Raw genomic sequence first — 21,430 nt, forward strand, 5'->3', positions numbered from 1 at the left:
TCTGATTTAGAACAGCCCCATCTGTGGTGCAGATAACTGCTCGAAGTCTGTGCCAATGAACGGCAAAATAGCGTCCGCGATCGGTTTTAGCTGTTTATCAATATAATGCTGATAGTCGATAGGGCTATTACGGTACTCATGCGGTTCTGGCCCGTTAACAGTGATCAAATATTCAATTCGACCACGGTTTTGATACTGCAGTGGTCTGCCTAATTTAGCATTGATGTCATCGGCTAAGCGCGCAGCGCGTACTTGTGGCGGAATGTTCTTTTGGTATTCGTGCAGCTTGCGACGTAAGCGCTTTTGATAAACCAATTGATCATCAAACTCGCCACTATTGGTTTTTTCAACCATCTCTCGTACGTAATCACTCGGATCTTCACCATGGAAAATCATTTGGTACAAGGTGTTTTGGAAACGCTGCGCCAGCGGTGTCCAGTCGGTGCGTGCGCTCTCTAACCCTTTAAAGATGATACGTTCTTTTTCACCTTCACCAATTAGACCAGCGTAGCGTTTCTTTGAGCCAGTTTCTGCGCCTCGAATGGTCGGCATCAAGAACTTGCGATAATGGGTTTCGTATTCTAGCTCAAGAATCGAATTGAGATTGTATTCATCACGAAGGTGATCACCCCACCATTGATTAATGTAATCGACCAGTTCATTACCAATCTTATCGGCATCTACTTGGCTATACGGGCCATTTAACGACACAAAAGTTGAATCGGTATCGCCATAAATCACTTGATAGCCTTTGGCTTCGATCAGCACCTTGGTTTGTTTCATAATTTCGTGCCCACGCATGGTGATGCTTGAAGCAAGGCGGGTATCAAAGAAACGACAACCGGAAGAACCAAGCACGCCATAGAAAGAGTTCATGATGATTTTGATAGCTTGCGAGAAGGCTTTCTCATTGTTCTTCTTTGCGACGTCGCGGGCTGCCCAGAGCTTTTCGATCATCTCGGGTAGAAAGTGTTTCGAGCGATGGAACTGACCACCACGAAATCCCGGTACCGCTTCATCTTCTGCTTTGCCGATTTCAAGCTGTAAGCCCTCGACCAAACCCATAGGGTCAATCAAGAATGAGCGAATAATAGAGGGGTAAAGACTCTTAAAATCGAGCACCAATACGGAATCGTAAAGGTTCGGGATAGAGTCCATCACATAGCCCCCTGGGCTGGCGATCCAGTTTTCTGGATGCAGGTTTGGGGCAACATAGCCTGCTCGGTGGATTTGAGGCAGATACAAATTGGTAAATGCGGCCACTGACCCCCCAACGCGGTCTAATTCCACACCTGTTAGGCGGGAGCGTTCTATCGCGAAGTCGAGTAGGTGAGTGTGGTCAAAAATCTTGTTAACCAACACACAATCTTGCAAGTTGTATTTAGCGAGAGACGGCTTGTCTGAACGGTACATGCGATTGATTTCATCCATTCTGTCATGCACGTTATGAATTTCTTTACCTTCGCCAAGGAGTTCTTGTGAAACAGACTCAAGTGACCAAGAACGGAAATGGTAGGTCGCGGTTTTGAGCGTATCGATACCATCCAGCACAACACGACCAGGAATAGAGATAAAGCCCTGTTGGCTTTGTGCTGAGCTGCGGAAGAAACTTGGCTGGTCTGCACGACCTAATATCAGCTTCATGTTATGCCACTCTGCGCGCTTATGCAGCAGACGGAAATCGAAGTCGATAACGTTCCAACCAACAATCACATCTGGGTCAAATTGCTTAAACCACGCAATTAAAGCATCGAGCAAAGCCTTCTCATCTTTCACCCATTGAATTGGCGTCTCTGCTTGTTCCGGTTCGCCAATCATAATCACGCGTGAATCAACAGGGCTATCTAAACCAATCGAGTAGAGAATGCCTTTCTCTGAGCATTCCAAATCTAGAGAGACCACATGCAGCTTAGGTTGGTATTCACCTGTGCGACACTTTGCATTTTGAATGCGTTGGAAGCCGTTTAGTGATTGTTGGTTACCGGTAAACTCCATACTGCCTTTGATAAAGCGTTCCATCAGATAACGATCGGCAAGTCGTACATCGCCCTCGAAATGGACGATGTCGTTTTGCTTCAGTTCATCTTGTAGAGCGAATGCGTCTTTCGTGGTCTGGGTATAACACGCGGCTAAAGGAGTTAGTTGGAAGTTCTTTAACTCAAGCGAGCGTATGTCGACAGCAATTTGCTTAGAAGTGGCAAATCGCTTGGTTTGCTCGATTTGTGCTTGCTCGATAAAGAAGACAGGTCTTTCTCCTTGAATCAACAATTGGGTCGGACCATTCTCGGTCGAAAGCCAAAGCTCAATTTGAGTTTGACCTTTGATGTCTCGGGCTTGTCGAGTGAGAAGGAAGCCTTGTTGGATATTCAATAGAGAAACCTTGTAAATCAATGAAGCACGTATTCTATCATTAAGAACTGTAAAAATAACCAGTGAAATAGAGTGGTTGTATTTCGCAGGTTAAAAGGACGTGTTGCGGGAGTACAAAAGCAGAGATAACCCGCTTATGGAATAACCATTTATAGGTGATATTGCGTTTCGCTGAGCAAAGTGAAATCTAGTTGCTTGATTTATTGGAGTTTATGTTGTTAATTAGCTTGTCTTAAAATTCGGCTTTGCACAGAGCACACTCAAATAATAGAGTGGTTTATGAATAAGTTCTTGCCAAACTTTGCGTTTAAGCACATATTCATAGAAAGCAATTTTTTGTCTTATGCGTTAGTATATAGGCACTCATACTGATATCCACATTGACCAAAGTTATGTGGGTGCAGAGCCAATAAAAGTGTGGAGATACAAGTTTGATAAATGTTTTCCTTGTAGATGATCACGAGCTGGTTCGCACAGGGATACGACGTATTATTGAAGACGTCCGTGGAATGAACGTAGCAGGAGAAGCTGACAGCGGTGAAGAAGCAGTAAAATGGTGTCGCAGTAATCATGCAGACGTCGTTTTAATGGATATGAACATGCCAGGAATTGGCGGCTTGGAAGCCACTAAAAAGATTCTTCGCGTGAATCCTGATGTAAAAATCATCGTATTAACCGTTCATACGGAAAATCCGTTCCCAACTAAAGTGATGCAGGCGGGTGCTTCTGGTTACCTAACCAAAGGTGCAGGTCCTGATGAAATGGTTAACGCAATTCGTGTGGTTAACAGTGGGCAGCGTTACATCTCGCCTGAGATCGCGCAACAGATGGCATTGAGTCAATTCTCACCAGCCTCAGAAAACCCATTTAAAGACCTATCTGAACGCGAATTGCAGATCATGATGATGATCACCAAAGGGCAGAAAGTTACGGATATTTCTGAACAACTGAATTTAAGTCCAAAAACAGTCAACAGCTACCGCTACCGTCTGTTTAGCAAATTGGACATCAATGGTGACGTTGAGTTAACACACTTAGCGATCCGCCACGGAATGCTGGACACCGAGACCCTTTAGTGTGAATCAACCCTTCGATTCGGCTTCCTTTCTCAAGACAGTAACTCATCAGCCCGGCGTTTACAGAATGTACAACGCCGAGGCTGTTGTTATTTATGTCGGCAAAGCCAAAGACCTCAAAAAGCGTCTCTCCAGTTATTTTCGCAAGAAAGTCGACAGCGAGAAGACACGTGCACTCGTCAGTAATATTGCCAAGATTGACGTCACGGTGACCCATACCGAGACGGAAGCGCTCATCCTTGAGCACAACTACATCAAACAATATCTACCGAAATACAACGTACTTCTGCGTGACGATAAATCGTACCCGTACATTTTTATCAGCGGTCACAAACATCCGCGATTGTCTATGCATCGTGGTGCAAAAAAACGCAAAGGTGAATACTTTGGACCGTATCCAGATTCGGGCGCAGTGCGAGAAACCTTGCACTTATTGCAGAAAACGCTTCCTGTTCGACAGTGTGAAGACACCGTGTATTCCAACCGAACGCGTCCATGTTTGATGTATCAAATTGGTCGCTGTGCAGGTCCGTGCGTGAGCACGATTATTTCTGATGAAGAATACGACGAGCTGGTGGGGTTTGTTCGTTTGTTTTTGCAGGGTAAAGATAAACAGGTACTTGAGCAGCTTATTGAAAAGATGGAAGTGGCAAGCCAACAGCTTCGTTTTGAAGACGCAGCCAAATTCCGTGACCAGATCCAAGCGATTCGACGTGTACAAGAACAACAGTACGTTTCAGAAGACAGCATGGATGATATGGATGTACTTGGCTTTGCCCAAGAAAACGGTATTGCTTGTATCCATATTTTGATGATTCGTCAGGGTAAGGTGCTAGGCAGTCGCAGCCATTTCCCAAAGATTCCACAAAATACAAGTCAACAAGAAGTGTTTGATAGCTTCCTGACTCAGTATTATCTGAGCCATAACGAGGCACGTACCATTCCTTCTCGTATTATTTTGAATCAAGAATTGGGTGGCGATATAGAGCCTATCCAACAAGCTCTAAGTGAAGTGGCAGGTCGTAAGGTTCAGTTCCATACCTCTCCAACGGGTTCACGGGGTCGTTATCTAAAACTTTCCAATACCAATGCGCTTACTGCCATTACGACCAAAATTAATCACAAGATGACCATTAACCAACGCTTCAAAGCGCTGCGGGAAGTTTTGGGGATGGAAACTATTGCTCGAATGGAGTGTTTCGATATCTCGCATACGATGGGTGAAAGCACCATTGCCTCTTGTGTGGTTTTCAACAGTGAAGGTCCAGTTAAGCAAGAGTATCGTCGTTACAACATCACCGGAATTACTGGTGGTGATGACTACGCAGCGATGGGGCAAGCATTGGAGCGTCGTTATTCGAAGCAACTCGATGTAGAGAAGATTCCTGACATTATCTTTATCGATGGTGGTAAAGGTCAGTTGAATCGAGCGCACGAAATCATTGCTCAATATTGGGGGGATTGGCCTAAGCGTCCGACCATGATCGGTATTGCGAAAGGGGTAACTCGTAAGCCAGGTCTTGAAACCTTAATTACCGTAGATGGTGATGAATTTAACTTGCCAAGCGATGCTCCAGCATTGCACCTCATTCAACACATCCGAGATGAGAGCCATAACCATGCCATTGCAGGGCACAGAGCGAAACGTGGAAAAACGCGTCGTACCAGTGCTTTAGAGGGAATTGAAGGGGTTGGACCAAAACGCCGTCAAGCTTTGCTCAAATACATGGGCGGTTTACAAGAATTAAAGCGTGCAAGTGTCGAAGAAATCGCCAAAGTACCGGGAATTAGTCACTCTTTGGCAGAAATTATTTTCCAAGCATTGAAACAATAAGGAAAATCCCGCAACATTAAGCCGCAATGTGTAAGAGAATAATAAAATGCGTTTGAATATCCCGAACATTCTATCTCTACTAAGACTGTTCCTAATCCCAGTTTTCGTGGTTGTTTTCTATCTACCTTACTCTTGGGCACCGTTTGCAGCAGCAATGGTTTTCTGGGTCGCAGGTTTTACTGATTGGCTCGACGGTATGTTGGCTCGTAAGCTAGGTCAAACATCGCGTTTTGGCGCTTTCATTGACCCAGTAGCAGATAAGGTTCTGGTAGCAACAGCGTTGATTTTGATCACGGAGCATTACCACACCATTTGGGTGACTATCCCAGCTGTAACAATGATAGCGCGTGAAATCATTATCTCTGCATTGCGTGAATGGATGGCAGAAATCGGGAAACGAGCCAGCGTCGCAGTTTCTTGGGTTGGTAAAGTAAAAACGGTATCGCAAATGTTCGCTTTATGGGTACTGATTTGGCGTTACGATGATTGGATGGTGTGGCTTGGCTTTGGTGCTTTATATGTAGCAACCTTCCTGACGTACTGGTCAATGGTTCAGTACTTAGCTGCGGCGAAAGATGATCTCCTTAATGAAGAACATCATTAAAACAATCCATCACAAATAGCATTTTAAAAAGCAGGCTCTATCGCCTGCTTTTTTTCTATCTCGATTTTATGAGTGAATTTTATGTGATCTAAGTCTTGTTTTTGTTCTGTCAGCACTTGGCGATGGTTTATGGCTTTGATTATCAACACTTGAAATAGAAAATCCCCCAAAGAGATAGGGCGGTGGAGAAGCCCAATATTCATGATAAACAAGTGTATTTGGTGTGGTTTCAGTATCAAAACTAATCAATTTACCGTCTTTCGCACAAATTCTGGTCAAACGATTTAAAAAAATAAAAATAGTGTTGACTCGATCGCTCGAATCCGTAGAATGCATCCCGTACCCAAGAGAGCAAAGCTTGAAAGGGTGGTGAGAAAAGTTAAGCTTTCTTCACAAATGAGGCGCCTTGGCAGAGTGGCTATGCAGCGGATTGCAAATCCGTGGACCTCGGTTCGACTCCGGGAGGCGCCTCCATTATTCTTTTGAGAGTGAATGACTTTCGAGAATAAATGCGACACTAGCTCAGTTGGTAGAGCGCAACCTTGCCAAGGTTGAGGTCACGAGTTCGAACCTCGTGTGTCGCTCCAAATTAAAATGATATGGCAATTAGCGGTATCAGATGGTGTTTTACTTTTCTGTAAAGGCATCACAAAGAATATTTGTGTGCCCTGGTGGTGGAATTGGTAGACACAAGGGATTTAAAATCCCTCGACGTTCGCGTTGTGCCGGTTCAAGTCCGGCCCGGGGCACCATCTCAAATCTGCGACACTAGCTCAGTTGGTAGAGCGCAACCTTGCCAAGGTTGAGGTCACGAGTTCGAACCTCGTGTGTCGCTCCAGATTTTAAAGCCCAGCATAAATGCTGGGCTTTTTCATTTCTGTTGTTTTCTTTTCTCTGAGCTTCTTCTTTCCTTCCATGCTGGCATAGATACCTCTGCCGCGTACTTTATTTATCCTGAATTTCCTTGCTCTTTCTACGCACGAAATACAGCCTCAACTAATCACCTTCATGCGTTTACTTTTCTGTCGAGGTTAAGAAGACCTTCTGCGATGCACATCAATGTTGAGGTAAATTAGTCCAGTAAACGTTTGCTGTGATTGTGATCTCAGTCAATATGCAACCTGTGAAAAGATATTGCCAGAAGATTTTATTTTGTGATAAATTCGCGCGCAATCTCGGAGCGTATTATTACGACTTTGATTCTCTGGGGGATACGCGTAGTGACCATTCAAGCTGATTGTGACACTACGTAGGGTAGGTATCGGCAAAGCCATTTGTCGATAGACGGGATACTAGTGCTGTAAGAAACAGCATGTTAATGGGAAACCCAACATTGAAACCTTTAAACAAACACACACTAATCAGCTTCATACTGCCGAAATGTCCTGTTTTACAAAACGGGTGCATTACGGAACCTTGATTACTCTCCAATCAAAATAAAAAGTCGCGCTTGTCGTGACGGGTTATCTGTATTTGTCGTTTAGAAAATGACGAATGCGGAGGTGTATCTGTATATCCTGTTATTTAATACTAACGAGAATAAATACAGGAAAGAGAATCATTATAATTCAAGGGATTATGTAGTATGAGCACTGCCTTTGAAGTCGATAACACTATCGCAAATTACTTTTCGTCTCAGGTTCCAGTTGTTGAAGGAACGTATGATTTAACGCCTGATCAAGTTCTTATCGAACAAGCAGAGCATGAATCGGAAGTACGTTCTTACCCACGTCGCTTGCCAATCGCAATTAAACAAGCTTATGGCTGTTTGGTTGAAGATACGCGTGGTCAAATCTTTCTAGACTGTCTTGCTGGGGCGGGTACGTTGGCTCTGGGTTACAATCACCCGGAAATCAACCAAGCGTTAAAAGAGCAGTTAGATTCTGGTTTGCCGTACCAGACTCTGGATATCGCAACGTCTGCGAAAACACATTTCATTAAGTCTGTTAAAGGCTTCCTTCCTCAAGAGCTAAGCGACAACTGCGTGATTCAGTTCTGTGGTCCTTCGGGTGCGGATGCCGTTGAAGCGGCTATTAAATTAGCGAAGCAAACCACGGGTCGTAACACCATGTTTGCTTTCCGTGGAGCCTACCACGGTATGACAAATGGCACCATGGGTATGATGGGGAACTTGGGTACCAAAGCTCGCCGTACTGGATTGATGTCAGATGTGCACTTTATGCCATTCCCATACAGCCTACGCTGCCCATTTGGGCTTGGCGGTGATGAGGGTGCGAAAGCGAGCATCCGCTATATCGAGCGTCTCTTGAACGACGATGAAGCGGGTATCATGAAGCCGGCAGCGATCATTGTGGAGCCAGTCCAAGGTGAGGGTGGTGTTATTCCTGCGCCTGCATTCTGGCTACGTGAACTACGCCGTATTTGTGATGATCACGGTATCTTGTTGATCTTCGATGAAATTCAATGTGGTGTTGGTAAGTCAGGTTACAACTTCGCATTCGAAGAAGCGGGCATTGTTCCTGATATTTTATGTTTGTCTAAAGCAATCGGTGGTGGCTTACCTATGTCACTACTGGTGATCAACAAACAACACGATACATGGAAGCCAGGTGAGCACACCGGTACTTTCCGTGGTAACCAATTGGCAATGGTCTCAGGTGCAAAAGCGCTAGAAATCATCCAGCGCGACAACCTTGTTGAACATGCGAACGTCGCTGGTCAGTATTTACGCTTTGGTCTTGAGAGCATTCAAAAACGCGTTAACTGTATCGCGGATGTTCGTGGCAAAGGTTTGATGCTTGGTGTTGAGATTAAGCATCCAAATGGCGAGCTGAACAAATTTGGTGAGCCTCTAGCTGATGGTCAATTGACACTTGCTATTCAACGTGCGGCGCTTGAGCGCGGCTTGATGGTTGAAAAGGGCGGTCGTGAAGGCTCTGTAATTCGCTTCCTTCCACCTCTTATTATCTCTTTTGAGCAAATCGACTTTGCGCTTCGTGTACTCGAAGAAGCGATTATCGCAGCGGGTGGCAGTCATATTGAAACTGCACCACAAGAAGAATGGAAAAAGCACTTTATTCAAACTGGTGAACTTGGTGGTGCCGAATTCGCGTCGGTTATGAATCACACTACCGCTGTAATGAAATCGGTGTTCGAAGAAGTGAACGCACCATACTCTGGTATGAACCCTAAGTTGCTGGAAGCGGCGATTAATGCAGTCGATCTAGACAACAAAAATGCGTCGTTAAAGTCTGTCATCAATGAAGCTGCTGAGCTTGTTGCAAAGAATGCGATTTTCACCCAGCACCCAGATTGTATTGCCCATCTACATACCCCTCCTCTCATGCCAGCGGTTGCGGCAGAAGCCATGATTGCGGTGCTAAACCAATCTATGGATTCATGGGATCAAGCTTCTTCTGCGACTTACGTAGAGCAAAAAGTGATTAATTGGTTGTGTGACAAGTATGAGTTAGGCGAGAAGGGCGACGGCATCTTCACCAGTGGTGGTACGCAAAGCAACCAAATGGGGCTAATGTTGGCGCGTGACTGGATTGCACACAAGCTAAGTGGTCACTCAATCCAAAAGCTGGGTCTTCCTGATTACGCAGACAAACTGCGCATTGTGTGTTCTAAGAAATCACACTTCACGGTTCAAAAGTCAGCATCTTGGATGGGACTGGGTGAGAAAGCAGTGATGACCGTCGATGCGAACGCTGACGGTACAATGGACGTTACTCAGTTAGATCAGGTTCTAACACAGGCGAAATCAGAAGGTCTGATCCCATTCGCCATTGTTGGCACGGCGGGTACGACTGACCACGGCGCAATTGATGACCTTGATTTCATTGCTGATATGGCAGCGAAGCACGAGATGTGGATGCACGTTGATGGCGCTTACGGTGGCGCACTGATTCTAAGCAGTCACAAATCTCGCCTGAAAGGTGTAGAGCGTGCGCACTCTATTAGTGTCGATTTCCACAAATTGTTCTACCAAACAATCAGTTGTGGTGCGTTGCTGGTGAACGACAAGTCGAACTTTAAGTTCCTACTTCATCACGCTGACTACCTAAACCGTGAACACGATGAGCTACCAAACTTGGTGGACAAATCTATTGCAACCACGAAGCGCTTTGATGCATTGAAAGTGTTCATGACGATGCAAAACGTGGGTCCTAAAGCGCTGGGCGATATGTACGATCACCTGTTGGTACAAACTCAAGATGTTGCCGAGATGATTCGTGCACACGATCAGTTCGAGCTTTTGGCTGAGCCGGCACTTTCTACGGTTCTATTTCGTGCAACCAATGTACGCACAAACAACGCATCTGCAGATTTAGATGAACTGAACAAAGCGTTGCGTCTTGAAGCGTTGACTCGCGGTATCGCAGTTCTTGGTGAAACCATCGTTGATGGTAAGACCGCTCTTAAATTTACGATTTTGAATCCTTGTCTGACGACAGCGGACTTTGAATCTTTGCTCTTGAAAATCAACACGCTAGCAGTTGAGCTAGTTTAATAAAGGTAACGGAAAACTATGGCAGTTCTACAGATTGGTGCAGGCGGCGTTGGCTGGGTTGTTGCACATAAAGCAGCACAAAATAACGACGTTCTGGGTGATATCACAATCGCATCACGTACTATTGGTAAGTGTGAGAAGATCATCGAATCGATTCAGAAGAAAAACAACCTGAAAGATTCAGCTAAGAAACTAGAAGCGCGTGCAGTGAACGCTGACGACGTAGATTCTCTGGTTGCTCTTATTGAAGAAGTAAAACCGGATCTTGTCATCAACGCGGGTCCTCCGTGGGTTAACATGCCAATCATGGAAGCGTGTTACCGAGCAAAAGTTTCATACCTAGACACATCAGTAGCGGTTGACCTATGTTCTGAAGGTCAGCAAGTACCACAAGCTTACGATTGGCAATGGGGTTACCGTGAGAAGTTCGAGGAAGCGGGCATCACAGGTATCCTGGGCGCTGGTTTCGATCCAGGTGTAGTCTCGGTATTTGCAGCGTACGCTGTGAAGCATCTGTTTGACGAAATCGATACGATTGATGTAATGGATGTTAACGCGGGTGACCACGGTAAGAAGTTCGCGACCAACTTTGACCCAGAAACGAACATGCTAGAGATCCAAGGTGATTCATTCTACTGGGAAAACGAAGAGTGGAAACAAGTACCTTGTCACTCTCGTATGCTAGAGTTCGATTTCCCGAACTGTGGTTCTCACAAAGTGTACTCAATGGCGCACGATGAAGTTCGTTCGATGAAAGAATTCATCCCAGCAAAACGCATTGAATTCTGGATGGGTTTCGGTGACCGTTACCTAAACTACTTCAATGTAATGCGAGATATTGGTCTACTAAGCCCAGATCCACTAACGCTGCACGATGGTACAGTCGTTCAACCTCTGCATGTACTAAAAGCGCTATTGCCAGACCCAACATCTCTAGCACCGGGCTACACAGGTCTAACGTGTATCGGTACTTGGGTTCAAGGTAAGAAAGATGGCAAAGAGCGTAGCGTGTTTATCTACAACAACGCAGATCATGAAGTCGCGTACGAAGACGTTGAACATCAAGCGATCTCTTATACGACGGGTGTTCCTGCGATTACAGCTGCGCTGCAGTTCTTCCGTGGTAAATGGGCTGACAAAGGCGTGTTCAACATGGAACAGCTAGACCCAGATCCGTTCCTAGAAACAATGCCAACAATTGGTCTAGATTGGCATGTTCAGGAATTAGAAGCAGGTCAGGGGCTTCCAGTTATCCACGAACTGAACAAGTAAGGCACTTACACTAACGATTTCTTTTTATCGTGTTTTGAGGTGTGCGCGTTAATTGTTACAAACAACGCGTGCATCCTAAACTCGATTAGAAGTTTCAGTGCAAGCTGCGCTTATTTTAATCATCAATCTAAGCCGGTGCGATCGCATCGGCTTTGTTCGGTTTTATAGTTCCTTCATTTTTATGAGGGGATCTAAGGTATTAACATGCAACAAAACGAACTTAAAACCCCATACTTCATGATCAATGAAGACAAATTGATTGAGAATCTAGAGAAGGCAAAACAGCTAAAAGATATCTCTGGTGTGAAGTTAGTGTTGGCACTGAAGTGTTTCTCGACATGGGGCGTATTCGACATTATCAAGCCTTACTTAGACGGTACAACCAGCTCTGGTCCTTTTGAAGTGAAGCTTGGTTATGAAACCTTTGGTGGAGAGACTCATGCTTACAGTGTTGGCTACAGCGAAGATGACGTACGTGAAGTAGCAGATATCTGCGACAAGATGATTTTTAACTCTCAGTCGCAGTTAGCAGCTTACCGCCATATTGTTGAAGGTAAAGCGTCGATTGGTTTGCGTCTAAACCCGGGTGTAAGCTATGCAGGTCAAGACTTGGCGAACCCTGCACGTCAGTTTTCTCGTCTAGGCGTACAAGCTGACCACATCAAGCCGGAAATTTTCGATGGCATTGATGGTGTGATGTTCCACATGAACTGTGAGAACAAAGATGTGGACGCATTCATCAGTCTGTTGGATTCGATCTCTGAGCACTTTGGCGAGTATCTCGATAAGCTGGATTGGGTTAGCATGGGCGGCGGCGTGTTCTTTACGTGGCCGGGCTACGATATCGAAAAGCTGGGGCTTGCACTGAAAGCTTTCTCTGAAAAGCACGGCGTACAAATGTACCTAGAGCCGGGTGAGGCAATCATCACTAAAACGACGGATCTTGTCGTGACTGTGGTAGACATTGTTGAGAACGTGAAGAAGACTGCGATTGTGGATTCAGCAACTGAAGCACACCGCTTAGATACTTTGATTTATAACGAGCCAGCATCGATTCTTGAAGCAGCAGAAAATGGTGCACATGAATACGTCATTGGCTCGTGCTCTTGTTTAGCTGGTGATCAGTTCTGTGTGGCGAACTTTGAGCAACCACTGGAGATCGGACAGCGTCTGCACATTCTAGATAGTGCGGGTTACACCATGGTGAAACTGAACTGGTTTAACGGTCTACGTATGCCGTCGGTATACTGCGAACGTTCAAATGGTGAAATTCAAAAGCTGAACGAATTTGATTATTCAGACTTCAAACGTTCTCTGTCTCAATGGACAGTGAAGTAATCACCTTTTCATTTGATTGAACGTAAAAAGAGCAGCGATGAGCTGCTCTTTTTTATTATGCATTGCTTAGGTTTACCGAGTACTTTGGGCTTAAGATCAGCTTTCGACAATCACACGAGTATCTTCGCTGAGCGATTCTAACTCATTCGCTACATCATCAATTTCCAGTTCACTCGGCAACTTGATTGCCATCTTAGCGCTAAACAAGCTTGAACTTACACCTCCGCCACCGGCGATAAACACTCGTTGACAGTCCATGTCTAAAATCGAAATGCCTTGTCCATCGAGCACGTGGGTGATTTCGTTGACGATGCCTGCACGATCATTGGCGTCCAGACGAAGCTGAAAGACCGTATCTTCACGGTGAGAGTGAGGTTCGGAATCAACGAATTTTACGATGAGGGTTTGGCAAGCAGAGAACGCCTCTTTCACTGTGTTGGCATTTTCCTCTGGTAGCTCGATTTTGATCACGCCGGCAACCTGATCCTCAATAAAGTTCACTTTACTGATCAGCCATTTGCCTTCGTTTTCATGGGTAACCGCTGCAAGCTGTTTGATGGTCGCTGGTGATGCCTGACCGACGAAATTAACGATAAACACAGTGTTCATAATGGTCCCCTCCCGGAATAAGGTTTGGACGCGGCACGGTTAGACGTATCGCTATAGTTATTTGAGCTTAAGGTTTAAAACTTAAGTTATTGGAATTAGTCCTTAAATTCAGTGTAGGTGCTGGAGGAGGGTTAGGTTTGATAAAGGTCAATTTTTGACGCTAATTCGTGATGCAAATAATAAAAACTATGCTTGGGGCACAAAAAAAGCAGCCCTCAGGCTGCTATTTAACAGTTTGGTTTTAGAAGGTGACCTTCATTTCAAAACCGTAGAAGACGTTATCGTAGCTTGCGCCGGAATCCATCGCAAACTTCGCTGCGTCTTGGTTGCCAAACCAAGGTGATGAACTGAATTGGAATTCTGCGCTACCGCCCCATGCATCTGATACCCAGTAGTGAATGTGTCCGACTGGATTGAGGAAGAATAGAGAAACGTCCCCAACGGTTTCTGAGCCCATTACTTCACCACCATTGGCAACGATGTCTTGTTCCGCTGTTAGCATCATTTCACCCACTACAGCACCAAAGAATGGAGTAATAAACAAGTCCTGCCATGATGGGATTTCAGCAAAAGCTTCTACACCGTATTCCCAGAAGAACGTCGACATGGTCGCAGAATACAAGAAGGATTCAAATTCGTTATAGCCAGCGTGGCGCGCAGCCGTATAGTAAACACCACCGAAGTAAGGGTGCATGACGTAGTTTAGAAAGTGCTCATCTCGGTCCCATACTGGACCGCTTGAAACGTTGTCTTTCCACTTGCTGCCTAGCTTACTCATGTCACGATCTTCTTCGTCCCATTTTGTAATGCTCTCAGGCAATAAAGTCATCAAACCTACCGTAGCCACACTCAAACCAAGAATGGTGTAAGTTTGACCCATGAGATAGTCCCAATCTTTGTCTTTTGGCACGATCATATGCTTCGGTTGAAGGCCTGCGTCGAGATTTAAAGAATCATCGTTATCAAGTCCCATCGCAAAGCGACGATTTTGTGGCTCGAAGCTATACAGAGTGGTCGTTTCGCAGTAACCTGACAGGCAATCAGGCGTGTAAGAGAACTCAATATGGTTACTCATATCGTACTGGCTTGCATTTGCGGTAGCAGATGCCGTCAGAACAAGACCACTTAGAGTTTTCTTGAACATGGATGATTTTGACACGAAGGTCTCCGAGTTGTTGGTTTGATGATCGGGCTCACAATTATCCCTTAAAAGAACAGCCATTTAAATACTTGACCTACATTTAATCTCAACAAATTAACTATGAGATTAGTCCAATAAAATGAAAACGATATAGGCACAATGTCGAAAAAATGTGGATTTTGCCTATTTTCAGGAGTCAGTTGTGAAAATTGCTATGCTAAGTACCGGTGAAGAGGTCCTTCACGGTGATATTGTTGATACAAATGCAGCTTGGCTGTCGAGCTTATTTTATCAACATGGATTTGGCTTAACGAAGCGCTCGACCGTTGGTGATAAACAATCGAGTTTGATTGAAGAGTTTTTGATGCTCAGCTTCAATAATGACGTGGTGATCGTGAATGGTGGTTTAGGACCAACCACAGATGACATGAGCGCAGCGGCAGCAGCGAAAGCAGCAGATTGCAAATTAGTGTTATTTAAAGACTGGTTAGCACACCTAGAGGCGATGTATGCCCGTCGTGGTATCCCAATGCCGGATAGCAATCTCAAGCAAGCTATGCTACCGGAAACGGCACAAATTGTTGATAATCCGATTGGCACGGCTTGTGGCTTTAAAATGCTGATCAATGATGCGGTGTTCTATTTCACCCCAGGTGTACCAAGTGAATTTAAGTTAATGGCAGAGACGCAAATTCTGCCAGATTTGAAAAAACTCTTCCCTGAAGTAGAAAGTGCATCTTGTAGCCGAATTTATACGTTTGGTCTGTCTGAATCTGGTATATCGGACAAGCTTGACCAAATGAAGCTTCCGCCTAGTTATGAACTGGGTTATCGCTCTTACTTACCCTTTATCGAAGTGAAACTGTTTGGTCCATCTCAGCATATTGAGCAACGCATGAAGTTGATGCAGATGATCCATAAGCACCTTGAAACCAATTCTGTAAGTGTCGATGTACCTATGGTTGAACATGTCGGTCAGCTACTAACAGATAAAGCGCTGACACTATCGGTGTCGGAGAAAAGCAGTGCAGGGTATTTAACGTATTGGCTAAATAGTGATGAAAAAGTCGCTGAGCAATTCGGTCACGGTTGGGTTCTATCAGGAAACAATCAAACCATTGCAGATGAAGGGGACCCACTCGCAGCGACGTTTGCTCTAGCTGGTGCGACACGTGAAAAGTGCGCCACCGACTTGGCTTTAGTTACGGGAAAAATTGAAGAAGGCATTTTCTCTGTTGCTCTTTCCACGTCAACAGGAGAGTGGGGCGCCCTATACAAACTTTCAAGAAAATATCAGCAAGATGATCAGGTTAAAGTCATCAGTGCTGCGGCACTGGATATGCTACGCCGTTATCTAGAACGCAAGCCGATGTCGGCTCAATACGCATTCTTGGAAAAGATTAAAGAAATGCACATTCCGAGCAGTGCTCTTTAAAAGGATGTCGAGCTGTTTAGATAGTAAAAGTAGACAGTAAAAATAAATAGTAAAAAGCCAAGGCGATTGCCTTGGCTTTTTTGTACTGGCTGGTGGCGTTTATGCGCGTTTTTCTTTCATCGCGTAATTCACACCACTGAGCGAAATTTCGGATTTCGCTTTGCAAATACAAGGCAGAATTTCGTCTGGCTGAGTATACGCCATTGCAAAACCAACATACTCCACGTCACCTGATTCCAATTTACAGCGACATGCACCACAGTGTCCGTCACGGCAATTGTATTCAGGTAGTAAGCCCGCTTGCTCCATCGTCTCCAAAATTGTGTTAGATGGATTAGACTCAATGCTAACGAGTTTGTTGATTTTGATGCTTGGCATTACAGCTCAAATCCTTCGAAGTCGTCTGCACTTACTTCATTGTCAATCTGACCAACAAGGTAAGAAGAGATTTCTGCTTCCTGCGGTGCAACTTGAACGTTATCCGATGACAACCAAGCGTTAATCCATGGGATAGGGTTTGAAGTTGCTTCAGGGTATGCTGCTGGTAGACCTACCGCTTGCATACGAATGTTCGTAATGTATTCAACGTATTGGCTAAGGATATCTTTATTTAGACCAATCATTGAACCATCTTTAAATAGGTATTCAGCCCATTCTTTCTCTTGCTCTGCCGCTTCTTTGAATAGGTCAAAACAGTCTTGTTTTGCTTCTTCAGCGATTTGCATGAAAGAGAAGTCATCTTGACCGTTACGTAGCAGGTTGATCATATGCTGAGTACCGTTCAAGTGAAGCGCTTCATCACGAGCGATGAGCTTGATGATTTTCGCGTTACCTTCCATAAGCTCACGTTCAGCGAAAGCAAATGAACATGCGAAACTTACGTAGAAGCGGATTGCTTCTAGTGCGTTCACTGACATCAAACAGACGTACAATTTCTTCTTCAGGTCGTACAGGCTAACTTTAACCGTTTCACCGTTAAGAACGTGTTCGCCTTCACCGTAGCGGTGATAGTCGTTTGTCGCTTGGATCAGGTCATCGTAGTAATGCGCGATGTCTTTCGCACGCTTAAGAATGTGCTCGTTTTCTACGATGTCATCGAATACCACACTTGGATCATTCACGATATTACGGATGATGTGTGTGTAAGAACGAGAGTGGATCGTCTCAGAGAACGACCAAGTCTCGATCCAAGTTTCTAGCTCAGGTAGAGAAACCAGAGGAAGTAGCGCAACGTTCGGGCTACGACCTTGAATTGAGTCAAGCAGCGTTTGGTACTTCAGGTTTGAGATGAAGATGTGCTTCTCATGGTCAGGTAGCTTGTTGTAATCAATACGGTCGCTAGATACATCAACTTCTTCTGGACGCCAGAAGAAAGACAATTGCTTTTCGATAAGCTTTTCGAAGATCTCGAATTTTTGCTGGTCGTAACGAGCTACGTTCACTGATTGACCAAGGAACATTGGTTCCTTCAGTTGGTCATTTTTGTTCTGGTTAAAAGTACTGTAAGCCATAATGCCTCAATTCCTTTTAGACCTCCCCAAGCGGGGAGGCGTTCGATTGTTTGTTACTACGAATTGTTTAAGTGGGGGAGATTAAATCTTACAACCGCCGCCTGCACAATCGTCATCTTGTGGTTGAACTGCGTCTTTCTGGTCGTCTTTCGCACCGTCACGAGTGTTATGGTAGTAAAGCGTCTTCACACCAAACTTGTACGCAGTCAGAAGGTCTTGAAGAAGTTTCTTCATTGGCACCTTACCGCTCTCATAACCAGAAGGATCGTAGTTTGTGTTTGCAGAGATCGCTTGGTCAACGAACTTCTGCATAATGCCCACAAGGTGTAGATAACCGTCGTTAGAACCGATGTTCCAAAGCAGTTCATAGTTGTCTTTAAGCTCAGCGAAATCTGGCACAACTTGTTTCAAGATACCGTCTTTCGACGCTTTAACTGATACGAAACCACGTGGTGGCTCAATACCGTTTGTTGCGTTAGAGATCTGAGAAGATGTCTCAGAAGGCATTAGCGCAGTCAGTGTTGAGTTACGCAGACCGTGTTCCATGATTTCTTGACGTAGGCTGTCCCAATCGTAGTGCAGCTCTTCGTCACAAATTAGGTCAACGTCTTTCTTGTAAGTGTCGATAGGCAGTAGACCTTTCGCGTAGTTCGTTTCGTTAAACGAAGGACACTTACCTTGCTCTTTCGCAAGCGCAACAGAGGCTTTCAATAGGTAGTATTGAATCGCTTCAAATGTACGGTGAGTTAGACCGTTTGCGCTGCCGTCAGAGTACTTAACGCCATTCTTCGCTAGGTAGTATGCGAAGTTGATAACACCAACACCTAGCGTACGACGGTTCATTGTCGATTTGTATGCAGCTGGTAGTGGGTAATCTTGGTAATCAAGCAGTGCATCTAGCGCACGAACAACAAGCTCAGACAGTTCTTCGAAGTCATCCAGAGACTTGATTGCACCAAGGTTAAACGCAGACAGTGTACATAGCGCGATTTCGCCCGAGTCATCTTCAACGTTAGTTAGTGGCTTGGTTGGCAGCGCGATTTCCAAACATAGGTTTGATTGACGAACTGGTGCTACTTCTGAATCGAACGGGCTGTGCGTATTACAGTGGTCTACGTTCTGAATGTAAATACGACCAGTTGATGCGCGTTCTTGCATTAGAAGAGTGAACATTTCAATCGCTTTAACGGTCTCTTTCTTGATTGAAGGATCGTTTTCGTATTTCACGTATAGACGCTCGAATTCTTCTTGGTTTTCAAAGAATGCGTCGTACAGACCTGGTACGTCAGATGGCGAGAATAGCGTGATGTTGCCACCTTCCACTAGGCGTTGATACATCAGTTTGTTCAACTGAACACCGTAGTCCATGTGACGAACACGGTTCTCTTCAACACCACGGTTGTTCTTAAGAACCATTAGCGAGCGCGCTTCACCGTGCCATAGTGGGTAGAACACAGTTGCTGCACCACCACGAACACCACCTTGAGAACAGCACTTAACTGCTGTTTGGAAGTATTTGTAGAACGGGATACAACCTGTATGGAATGCTTCACCACCACGGATCTCAGAACCAAGTGCACGGATACGACCAGCGTTGATACCGATACCAGCACGTTGAGAAACGTAACGTACGATTGAACTTGCTGTTGCGTTGATAGAATCTAGGCTATCACCACACTCGATCAGCACACATGAGCTGAACTGACGAGTAGGGGTACGTACACCAGACATGATTGGTGTAGGTAGAGAAATCTTAAATGTCGATGTCGCATCGTAGAAACGTTTGATGTAGTCAAGACGCGTTTCTTTCGGGTAGTTAGCGAACAAGCAAGCAGACACTAGAATGTAAAGGAACTGAGCACTTTCGTAGATTTCACCCGATACACGGTTTTGAACGAAGTACTTACCTTCTAGTTGTTTTACAGCAGCGTAAGAGAAATCAAGGTCGCGCTTGTGATCGATGTACGCATCAAGCTCGTCCAATTCAGCTTTTGTGTAGTCTTCTAGGATGTGTTGGTCGTACTTACCCATATCAACAAGACGAGCTACGTGGTTGTAAAGCGTTGGCGGCTCATATTGACCGTATGCTTTCTTACGTAGGTGGAATACCGCTAGGCGAGCAGCTAGGTATTGGTAATCCGGTGTTTCTTCTGAAATCAAATCTGCAGCAGACTTGATGATAGTCTCGTGGATATCTGTCGTCGTAATGCCGTCGTAAAACTGGATGTGAGCACGTAGTTCTACTTGTGATACCGATACGTTGTTCAGACCTTCTGCAGCCCAAGTAATAACGCGATGGATTTTCTCCAGATCGATAGTTTCTTTGCGGCCATCACGTTTAGTGACGGTAAGTTGTTGGTTCATTCTGCTTTATTTCCCTAAGAAAACTGATAAAAGCCGTATTTTTGTTTGTTTATGTGCAAAACTTGTAAAATTTGCGGCGGCTTTGTGATCAAAGTCTATCTATATATTGTAGTCGAAACACAAGATATAGGGGTTCATTTGTTTGCGAGTTACAAGATAGTGCTGTTACCCCAATTTTTCAAGGCACAGGTTTGGGATGACTTGTGGATAACTAACAAAATAAAAAAAAACAGTAAGTGAACACTAACCGATGAGAAAAGGGCTGACTTGAATGGGGAAAAATACGTTTTTTAAATCGGTTCATAAATAACCGCATGTAAAAATATTTTCCTTGATCTTTGACAGTTTTTGTTTGTTAAAAATAGTTTGGTCAAAATGGAATCTAGAGCACTTTTTTTCGACAGAAATTGACAAAAAAAGCGGCGCATCTATGCTACCGCTTTTTCTCAATCTTGATGCTCGTTTGTCGCTCAAGCGTCAATCGAACCATCAATATTTTGTAGTATGAACGATGTAGTTTACATCCACATTACGACCAAGTTTGTAGCTATCGTTGAGTGGGTTGTAATGTAAGCCTGTGATACCCATCTCGGTAAGGTCTGTCTGGTCAATCATCTTCATCATTTCACCAGGTTTGATGAACTTCTCATGATCGTGTGTACCTTCTGGCACAATCTTAAGCAACTTCTCTGCACCCACAATGGCAAATAGGTAAGATTTGATATTACGGTTCAAGGTAGAGAAGAAAACGTGACCGCCAGGTTTGACCAATGCAGCACAAGAACGAATCACTGAAAGTGGATCTGGAACGTGTTCAAGCATTTCCATGCAAGTGACAACGTCATAGGTTCCTGCATTTTCTGCTGCGTGGTCTTCAATCGTGCTTTGGATGTAAGTCAACTTAGTGCCAGTCTCAAGTGCATGCAGGCGAGCGACCTCAAGAGGCTCTTTACCCATATCCAAACCAGTAACTACTGCACCTTCTTTAGCCATGCTCTCAGCTAGGATGCCACCACCACAGCCAACATCGAGCACTTTTTTACCAAATAAGCCGTCTGCTTTCTCTAGGACATAGTTCAAGCGAAGCGGGTTAATTTGATGAAGTGGCTTGAACTCGCCTTCTAAATCCCACCAACGAGAAGCCATCTCTTCGAATTTCTTAATTTCACTTGGGTCGACGTTTTGTGCTTTAGTCATGATTGTTATATCGCTTCGCTAATAGTCCTTTGGAAGGCGAGATTATACTCCAATGGTACGATACGTTAAAACTGGTTCTTTTCTCACAATCGCTACAGGAGAGATTTTTGACTGATGTTGGTGGAAATATAGTCAGTTTTCATAAAGATATGGGATGAATGTGCAAATTCTCTTCATTTAACCCATAACCAAGCTCACAACC

Annotated in this window: 14 protein-coding genes and 4 tRNA genes; 11 read left to right on the plus strand and 7 right to left on the minus strand. The window is 44.7% G+C overall.

The window, feature by feature from the left end; genetic code table 11:
* Positions 1-6 precede the first annotated feature (6 nt).
* Complete coding sequence (locus MHO32_RS12665; protein ID WP_110414826.1) at positions 7-2,370, minus strand: DNA polymerase II; 2,364 nt, start codon at positions 2,368-2,370, stop codon at positions 7-9.
* 431 nt (positions 2,371-2,801) lie between these two features.
* Between MHO32_RS12665 and uvrY the strand changes: the two genes are divergently transcribed.
* From uvrY to nspC, 10 genes are all read left to right on the plus strand, one after another.
* Complete coding sequence (uvrY, locus tag MHO32_RS12670; protein WP_005434947.1) at positions 2,802-3,446, plus strand: UvrY/SirA/GacA family response regulator transcription factor; 645 nt, start codon at positions 2,802-2,804, stop codon at positions 3,444-3,446.
* 1 nt (position 3,447) lies between these two features.
* Entirely contained in the window at positions 3,448-5,280 is a 1,833-nt protein-coding gene (gene uvrC / locus MHO32_RS12675) for an excinuclease ABC subunit UvrC (protein WP_026138235.1), read from the plus strand.
* Positions 5,281-5,326: 46 nt separating this feature from the next.
* Entirely contained in the window at positions 5,327-5,884 is a 558-nt protein-coding gene (pgsA, locus tag MHO32_RS12680) for a CDP-diacylglycerol--glycerol-3-phosphate 3-phosphatidyltransferase (protein ID WP_005445072.1), read from the plus strand.
* 400 nt (positions 5,885-6,284) lie between these two features.
* Positions 6,285-6,358 (plus strand) — tRNA-Cys (locus tag MHO32_RS12685).
* A 37-nt stretch (positions 6,359-6,395) separates the two neighbouring features.
* Positions 6,396-6,471, plus strand: a tRNA-Gly gene (locus MHO32_RS12690).
* A gap of 78 nt (positions 6,472-6,549) precedes the next feature.
* Positions 6,550-6,636 (plus strand) — tRNA-Leu (locus tag MHO32_RS12695).
* Positions 6,637-6,646: 10 nt separating this feature from the next.
* A tRNA-Gly gene (locus MHO32_RS12700) sits at positions 6,647-6,722 on the plus strand.
* A gap of 747 nt (positions 6,723-7,469) precedes the next feature.
* On the plus strand, positions 7,470-10,361 hold the full coding sequence (locus MHO32_RS12705; protein WP_239212359.1) for a pyridoxal phosphate-dependent class III aminotransferase: 2,892 nt from the start codon (positions 7,470-7,472) through the stop codon (positions 10,359-10,361).
* An 18-nt stretch (positions 10,362-10,379) separates the two neighbouring features.
* A complete protein-coding gene (locus tag MHO32_RS12710; RefSeq protein WP_005445078.1) occupies positions 10,380-11,633 on the plus strand; it encodes a carboxynorspermidine synthase in 1,254 nt (417 codons plus the stop codon).
* 204 nt (positions 11,634-11,837) lie between these two features.
* Positions 11,838-12,971, plus strand: coding sequence for a carboxynorspermidine decarboxylase (nspC, locus tag MHO32_RS12715; RefSeq protein WP_239212361.1), 1,134 nt, complete (start codon positions 11,838-11,840; stop codon positions 12,969-12,971).
* 96 nt (positions 12,972-13,067) lie between these two features.
* Here nspC and MHO32_RS12720 read toward each other — a convergent pair whose 3' ends face one another.
* A complete protein-coding gene (locus MHO32_RS12720) occupies positions 13,068-13,580 on the minus strand; it encodes a glycine cleavage system protein R (RefSeq protein WP_005445081.1) in 513 nt (170 codons plus the stop codon).
* 241 nt (positions 13,581-13,821) lie between these two features.
* Complete coding sequence (locus MHO32_RS12725; RefSeq protein ID WP_005445090.1) at positions 13,822-14,724, minus strand: DUF3943 domain-containing protein; 903 nt, start codon at positions 14,722-14,724, stop codon at positions 13,822-13,824.
* A gap of 199 nt (positions 14,725-14,923) precedes the next feature.
* Here MHO32_RS12725 and MHO32_RS12730 point away from each other — a divergent pair, with 199 nt between their 5' ends.
* Positions 14,924-16,156: a CinA family nicotinamide mononucleotide deamidase-related protein gene (locus MHO32_RS12730; RefSeq protein ID WP_005445092.1), complete on the plus strand. Its 1,233-nt coding sequence runs from the start codon at positions 14,924-14,926 to the stop codon at positions 16,154-16,156.
* 99 nt (positions 16,157-16,255) lie between these two features.
* Here MHO32_RS12730 and yfaE read toward each other — a convergent pair whose 3' ends face one another.
* The 4 genes from yfaE to ubiG all read right to left on the minus strand — a co-directional run bounded on the left by yfaE (position 16,256) and on the right by ubiG (position 21,228).
* Positions 16,256-16,534 (minus strand): class I ribonucleotide reductase maintenance protein YfaE, encoded by a 279-nt coding sequence (gene yfaE, locus MHO32_RS12735; RefSeq protein WP_005445095.1) that lies wholly within the window; start codon positions 16,532-16,534, stop codon positions 16,256-16,258.
* Positions 16,534-17,667: a class Ia ribonucleoside-diphosphate reductase subunit beta gene (gene nrdB / locus MHO32_RS12740; RefSeq protein WP_005445097.1), complete on the minus strand. Its 1,134-nt coding sequence runs from the start codon at positions 17,665-17,667 to the stop codon at positions 16,534-16,536. Before nrdB ends, yfaE begins: the two co-directional genes overlap by 1 nt.
* A gap of 81 nt (positions 17,668-17,748) precedes the next feature.
* Complete coding sequence (gene nrdA / locus MHO32_RS12745) at positions 17,749-20,031, minus strand: class 1a ribonucleoside-diphosphate reductase subunit alpha (protein ID WP_005445098.1); 2,283 nt, start codon at positions 20,029-20,031, stop codon at positions 17,749-17,751.
* A gap of 489 nt (positions 20,032-20,520) precedes the next feature.
* Positions 20,521-21,228: a bifunctional 2-polyprenyl-6-hydroxyphenol methylase/3-demethylubiquinol 3-O-methyltransferase UbiG gene (ubiG, locus tag MHO32_RS12750; RefSeq protein ID WP_009698400.1), complete on the minus strand. Its 708-nt coding sequence runs from the start codon at positions 21,226-21,228 to the stop codon at positions 20,521-20,523.
* Between the last annotated feature and the right edge of the window lie 202 nt (positions 21,229-21,430).

The organism is Vibrio sp. MMH1-50, from assembly GCF_022347645.1.
Classification (GTDB): domain Bacteria; phylum Pseudomonadota; class Gammaproteobacteria; order Enterobacterales; family Vibrionaceae; genus Vibrio; species Vibrio harveyi.

What these genes read in the sequence shown, in the direction of transcription:
- MHO32_RS12720 (WP_005445081.1), bottom strand. Translation starts at nt 13,580, where the DNA reads ATGAACACTGTGTTTATCGTTAATTTCGTCGGTCAGGCATCACCAGCG.
- nspC (WP_239212361.1), top strand. Translation starts at nt 11,838, where the DNA reads ATGCAACAAAACGAACTTAAAACCCCATACTTCATGATCAATGAAGAC.
- nrdA (WP_005445098.1), bottom strand. Translation starts at nt 20,031, where the DNA reads ATGAACCAACAACTTACCGTCACTAAACGTGATGGCCGCAAAGAAACT.
- ubiG (WP_009698400.1), bottom strand. Translation starts at nt 21,228, where the DNA reads ATGACTAAAGCACAAAACGTCGACCCAAGTGAAATTAAGAAATTCGAA.
- MHO32_RS12705 (WP_239212359.1), top strand. Translation starts at nt 7,470, where the DNA reads ATGAGCACTGCCTTTGAAGTCGATAACACTATCGCAAATTACTTTTCG.
- yfaE (WP_005445095.1), bottom strand. Translation starts at nt 16,534, where the DNA reads ATGCCAAGCATCAAAATCAACAAACTCGTTAGCATTGAGTCTAATCCA.
- MHO32_RS12725 (WP_005445090.1), bottom strand. Translation starts at nt 14,724, where the DNA reads ATGTTCAAGAAAACTCTAAGTGGTCTTGTTCTGACGGCATCTGCTACC.
- pgsA (WP_005445072.1), top strand. Translation starts at nt 5,327, where the DNA reads ATGCGTTTGAATATCCCGAACATTCTATCTCTACTAAGACTGTTCCTA.
- nrdB (WP_005445097.1), bottom strand. Translation starts at nt 17,667, where the DNA reads ATGGCTTACAGTACTTTTAACCAGAACAAAAATGACCAACTGAAGGAA.
- MHO32_RS12710 (WP_005445078.1), top strand. Translation starts at nt 10,380, where the DNA reads ATGGCAGTTCTACAGATTGGTGCAGGCGGCGTTGGCTGGGTTGTTGCA.